This window comes from Kitasatospora sp. NPDC036755, assembly GCF_040636595.1.
Classification (GTDB): Bacteria; Actinomycetota; Actinomycetes; order Streptomycetales; family Streptomycetaceae; genus Kitasatospora.
In genome coordinates this window covers 1-4,291 of the sequence record NZ_JBEZUT010000503.1, presented here as the reverse complement: position 1 = coordinate 4,291, position 4,291 = coordinate 1, and the positions used below count along the sequence as shown (strand labels likewise).

The window sequence follows — 4,291 nt, the reverse complement described above, 5'->3', positions numbered from 1 at the left end:
GGGGCGCGGCGGCTGGCGGCGGGGGGGGGGGGGGGCTGCGGGGGCGAGGGGGGGCGCGCGCCGCCGGGCGGCCCGGTGGGAGTGCGCACTCCCACCGGGCCGCCGTCGCGTTTGGCTAGAGTGATCCGCATGCTGGTAGCCGCCGCCGTGTGCCCCTGTCCGCCCCTGCTCGTCCCCGAGGTCGCCGCCGGGGCCGCGCCCGAGCTGGACGGCCTGCGGGCGGCCTGCGACGAGGCTCTGGCGGCGCTGGTCGCGGCCGGACCGCAGCTGGTCGTGGTGGTCGGCACCGGGCCGGCCGCCGAGGTGTGGACCGAGGGCGGGGCCGGCTCCTTCCACCGCTACGGGGTGCCGCTGGTCGCCAAGCTGCCCGGCGACCGGGTCGAGGGGCCGGAACTGGCGCCCTCGCTGACCATCGGAGCCTGGCTGCTGGAGCGCGCCGGGGTGACCCTGCCGACGCACGCCTGCGCGGTCCCCGCCGACGCCCCCGCCGACCGGATGCTCGGCCTCGGGCAGGGCCTGGCCGGCCTCGCCGACCGGGTCGCCCTGCTGGTGCTCGGCGACGGCAGCGCCTGCCGCTCGCTGAAGGCGCCCGGCTACCTGGACGAACGGGCCGAGGGCTTCGACACCGCCCTCGCCGCCGCCCTGGGCGCGGCCGACCTGCCCGCCCTGGCCGCGCTGGACCCGGGCCTGGCCGCCGAGCTCAAGGCCGACGGCCGGGCGCCCTGGCAGGTGCTGGCCGGCGCCGCCGGGGGCGCCGGCCTCACCGGGCGGCTGGCCTACCGGGACGCGCCCTACGGGGTCGGGTACTTCGTGGCGTCCTGGAGCTGAGCTCCGGGAGCCCGGGCCCGGAGCCGAGTGCTCAGGACCGCGGGCCCTGGGCCGGGCCCCCGTCCTCCGGGTGCGGCTTGTGGGCGAAGTCGCCGACCGCGCCCTTGGCCTTGTCGGCGCCGTGCTCGATCTTGTCGCTGTACTTGCCCTTGGTCGCCTTGTCGATCGCGCCGCCGGCCTTGTCCACGGCCTTCTCGATCTGGTCGCTGTGCTTGCCCGCGAACTCGCTGGCCTTGCCCTTGAGTTCTTCGGCCTTGCCCTTGAGGTTGTCCATCAGACCCATGGCGATCTCCTTCATCCGCTGTCTCCCGCACAACGTCCGAGCTCGGCGAAGCGTTCGCAAATCCGGCCCAACCCGGGGAAACGGCCGGAAAGAGTCCGGGAAACAGTCATATCGTCGCGCAGTCCGGGGCGGGTGGCAGCCCGGTGCCCGGCGGCCCGGCGGTTTTGGGAGACTGGAACGGTGAGCAGCTCCAGTACCCCGCGTGTCGTCTCGATCGTCGGCGCGACCGCCGCCGGCAAGTCCGACCTGGCCGTCGCCATCGCCCGCACTCTCGGCGGCGAGGTGATCAACACCGACTCGATGCAGCTGTACCGGGGCATGGACATCGGCACCGCGAAGCTCACCCCGGCCGAGCGCGGGGGAGTGCCGCACCACCTGCTGGACGTCTGGGACGTCACCGAGGCCGCCAGCGTCGCCGAGTACCAGCGGCTGGCCCGGGCCGAGATCGACCGGCTGCTCGCCGCCGGCCGCACGCCCGTCCTGGTCGGCGGCTCCGGGCTGTACGTCCGGGCGGCGATCGACGAGATGGAGTTCCCGGGCACCGACCCGGCGGTGCGGGCCCGGCTGGAGGCCGAGCTGGAGGAGTCCGGCCCGTACGCGCTGCACCGGCGACTGGCCGGGCTGGACCCGCAGGCCGCCGAGGCGATCCTCACCACCAACGGCCGGCGGATCGTCCGCGCCCTGGAGGTCATCGAGATCACCGGGCAGCCGTTCACCGCCAACCTGCCGAGCAACACCGCCGTCTACGAGGCGGTGCAGATCGGCGTCGCCGTGCCCCGCCCCGAGCTGGACGAGCGGATCGCGCTGCGGGTCGACCGGATGTGGGAGGCCGGACTCCTGGACGAGGTGCGGGAGCTGGAGAAGGCCGGACTGCGGGAGGGGCGGACGGCCTCCCGGGCGCTCGGCTACCAGCAGGTGCTCGACCACTTCGCCGGCGAGTGCACCGAGGACGAGGCCCGGGCCGAGACCGTCCGGGCCACCAAGCGCTTCGCCCGCCGTCAGGAGTCCTGGTTCCGCCGCGACGACCGCATCGTCTGGCTCTCCCGGCCGGCCGGCACCGACCCCGTCGAGCTGCTGGAACGGTCCCTGGAACTGATCGACCGTCAGGGAGTTCCGGCCGCGTAGGAAGGGTTTCCGGCCAATCCGGCGGTGCACCTGCGCGCGCAGCCGACCGTGCAGGACGAACCGGCGGTCACGGCCCGATCACGTGATGGCCACGGATCACCCGTTGACCCCGGTCAGGCCCGGAACGCCACTCTGGACATGCCATCATCGATGCCGTAGGGGTCGACCGGAACGGGCCGACCGTGCCCGGCCGCGAGTCCGCTCGTGTCGAACTGTCAGGGGAGGCCGTGTGTCGACGGGTACCGGCCCCGAATCCGGCCAGGGCGGGAGCGTCACCGCACCGGCCGAGGAGTTCGACGAGTCGACGATGGGCGACCTCCCCGTGCTGACCGGGCTGGAGGCGCCGACCTCCTACGCGGCCGCGGTGCCCGCCCTGGACACCCGCACCCCGCCCGACGCCGCGGTGCACGAGCGGGAGATCCGCCCGCTGCGCCGGCTGCGCTGGTGGCAGACGCTGCCGATCGCCCTGCTGGGCACCCTCGGTTCGCTGATGTTCGCCTTCCCGCTCGCCTTCGGCTCGGCCGGCGCGCGCGCCACCATGGTCGGGATGCTCGGGCTGCTGTTCACCGCCGCCTCGATGGGCTGGGGCGCGATGGCCGCCCGGCACGCCGGCTACAAGTGGCCGGGGCTGCCGCGCCGGGGCTCCGGACAGCGGGCCGGCTGGAAGGCGATCGCGGTCTACACCCTGATCGCGCTGGTCGCCTGCGCGCTCGCGGTCTGGCGGGTCGCGTACCTGCGCTGAGCCTCCCACCGGCGGCTCAGTACCATCGGAGGGGTGAGCGCATCCTCCCCCCAGCAGGGTGGCCTCCCCTTCTTCAAGGGGCACGGCACCCAGAACGACTTCGTCATCGTCCCGGACCCGGACGGCGCGCTGGAGATCGGTCCCGAGACCGTCGCCGCGCTGTGCGACCGGCGGGCCGGCATCGGCGGGGACGGCCTGCTGCGCGTGGTGCGCGCCGCCGCCGACCCGGCCGCCGCGGGGATGGCCGACCGGGCCGAGTGGTTCATGGACTACCGCAACTCGGACGGCAGCATCGCCGAGATGTGCGGCAACGGCCTGCGGGTCTTCGCGCGCTTCCTGGTCGAGGTGGGCCTGGCCGAGCCCGGCGAGCTGGCCGTCGCCACCCGCTCCGGGGTGCTCACCGCGAAGGTCGCCGCGGCCGCCGCGGACGGCACGCCCGGCGACGTCACCATCGACATGGGCCGGGCCCGGCTGCCCGGACCGGACGGCATCGAGGTCGCGGTCGGCGAACGGCGCTGGCCGGCCCTGAACGTCAACATGGGCAACCCGCACGCGGTGGCCTTCGTGGAGAGCCTGGACCACGCCGGGGACCTGTTCGCCGCGCCGCTCACCAGCCCCGCGGGCGCCTATCCGGAGGGCGTCAACGTCGAGTTCGTGGTGGACCGCGGGCCGCGGCACGTCGCGATGCGGGTGCACGAGCGCGGCTCGGGCGAGACCCGCTCCTGCGGCACCGGCGCCTGCGCGGTGGCGGTGGCGGCCATCCGCCGGGACGGCGCCGACCCGGCCGTCACCGGTGAGGCGGTCGCGTACACCGTGGACGTGCTGGGCGGCCGGCTCGTCATCACCGAGCACCCCGACGGCCGGGTGGAGATGACCGGACCGGCGGAGATCGTGGCCGAGGGGCGGCTGGACGGGCGCTGGTGGGAGTCGGTGCGCTGAGGGCGCCCGGCCCGGGGCCCGGTTTGCCCAATTCGCGCCGTGACGAATCCCCCCGATCGGGTGATACCGGTCGCGGACGGGAATCAGGGCGTCGCGGAACGTGCTCTGCTCGGTAGCATGGACCACCGGGTCGATCACCCCATGGGGAGGGGTGTCGAGATCACCCCCTCGGACGGGGCGGTGCCCGGCGACCGTTGCCGGAGGTGCCGATGACCATCGAAGCCGGACAGCCCCTGGAGGGGCTGCAGCAAGCGGGGCAGCCCCTGACGGGGCAGCCGATGACCGTGCGGCAGGCCGGGGCCAGGCGGCCCCTCGGGGGGCTCGGCCGGGGCGCCCTCGGCCGGGCCGGGCGGGCCGCGCTGCTCGCCACCGGC

General features: G+C 75.3%; 5 protein-coding genes. 4 read left to right on the top strand and 1 reads right to left on the bottom strand.

Features of this window, described 5'->3' with window-relative positions; all coding sequences use genetic code 11:
• Nucleotides 1-129 precede the first annotated feature (129 nt).
• Complete coding sequence (locus tag AB0E96_RS38835) at nucleotides 130-828, top strand: hypothetical protein (protein ID WP_359831205.1); 699 nt, start codon at nucleotides 130-132, stop codon at nucleotides 826-828.
• Nucleotides 829-859: 31 nt separating this feature from the next.
• On the opposite strand, the gene AB0E96_RS38830 is transcribed toward AB0E96_RS38835, so the two are convergent.
• Nucleotides 860-1,126, bottom strand: a complete 267-nt coding sequence (locus tag AB0E96_RS38830) for an antitoxin (protein ID WP_359831203.1) — start codon at nucleotides 1,124-1,126, stop codon at nucleotides 860-862.
• Nucleotides 1,127-1,291: 165 nt separating this feature from the next.
• On the opposite strand from AB0E96_RS38830, the gene miaA reads away from it, so the two are divergent.
• The 3 genes from miaA (at nucleotide 1,292) to dapF (ending at nucleotide 3,917) form a co-directional block, all read left to right on the top strand.
• Nucleotides 1,292-2,236 (top strand): tRNA (adenosine(37)-N6)-dimethylallyltransferase MiaA, encoded by a 945-nt coding sequence (gene miaA, locus AB0E96_RS38825; protein WP_359831201.1) that lies wholly within the window; start codon nucleotides 1,292-1,294, stop codon nucleotides 2,234-2,236.
• Between the two features lie 229 nt (nucleotides 2,237-2,465).
• Nucleotides 2,466-2,978, top strand: a complete 513-nt coding sequence (locus AB0E96_RS38820; protein WP_359831199.1) for a hypothetical protein — start codon at nucleotides 2,466-2,468, stop codon at nucleotides 2,976-2,978.
• A 33-nt stretch (nucleotides 2,979-3,011) separates the two neighbouring features.
• Entirely contained in the window at nucleotides 3,012-3,917 is a 906-nt protein-coding gene (gene dapF, locus AB0E96_RS38815; protein WP_359831197.1) for a diaminopimelate epimerase, read from the top strand.
• Nucleotides 3,918-4,291 lie beyond the last annotated feature (374 nt).

What these genes read in the sequence shown, in the direction of transcription:
- AB0E96_RS38830 (WP_359831203.1), bottom strand. Translation starts at nt 1,126, where the DNA reads ATGAAGGAGATCGCCATGGGTCTGATGGACAACCTCAAGGGCAAGGCC.
- AB0E96_RS38835 (WP_359831205.1), top strand. Translation starts at nt 130, where the DNA reads ATGCTGGTAGCCGCCGCCGTGTGCCCCTGTCCGCCCCTGCTCGTCCCC.